Origin of the sequence: Brevundimonas nasdae (assembly GCF_016654005.1) — a bacterium.
Classification (GTDB): domain Bacteria; phylum Pseudomonadota; class Alphaproteobacteria; order Caulobacterales; family Caulobacteraceae; genus Brevundimonas; species Brevundimonas nasdae.
Genome location: NZ_JAEPWN010000035.1, coordinates 1 through 448, shown reverse-complemented (window position 1 = coordinate 448; position 448 = coordinate 1). Strand labels below are relative to the sequence as shown.

Annotated in this window: 1 protein-coding gene; it reads right to left on the bottom strand. The window is 61.2% G+C overall.

What is annotated here, in order from left to right; translation table 11 throughout:
• Positions 1-41: 41 nt before the first annotated feature.
• The coding region (locus JKF87_RS18170) for a recombinase family protein (RefSeq protein ID WP_201101277.1) at positions 42-448 on the bottom strand (407 nt) is incomplete at its 5' end.

Genomic DNA, 448 nt, shown 5'->3' with positions numbered 1-448 from the left:
CCGCCAAGCCGCCACCGTTAGACCTCAGGAATGAGGGGTCCTTATTCGACGCCGATCACACCGCTAACGGGGTCCCTTTTCCACGCCGATCCACAATCGGTGCGCAGTCCATCGGCGTTCAGTACGTCCGCAATCTCCCGTTCCGATCGGCGCTCCTCGACAAACATGCCATACATGCGCCGGACGACAGCCTGTTCGTCCTCGGGACCTGGAACGAGGATAACCCTGTCGGTCTGGAGGCTTTTCTGCTCTCCACGAGATAGTTCGCCCTTTGGTTTGCCTTGCTCGTCGATCAGCACCCGGCGTAACCCATATCCAGGGGCGCCGCCCTGGCGGAAGCCGAGTTCAACCAGACGGCACTGGCCAGCGAACACCTTCACCGAGAGTTCGCGGCTGTACTCGCCCGCCATGACCCGCTTCACGGTTTTCAGCAGGTTGGAGCCAATGC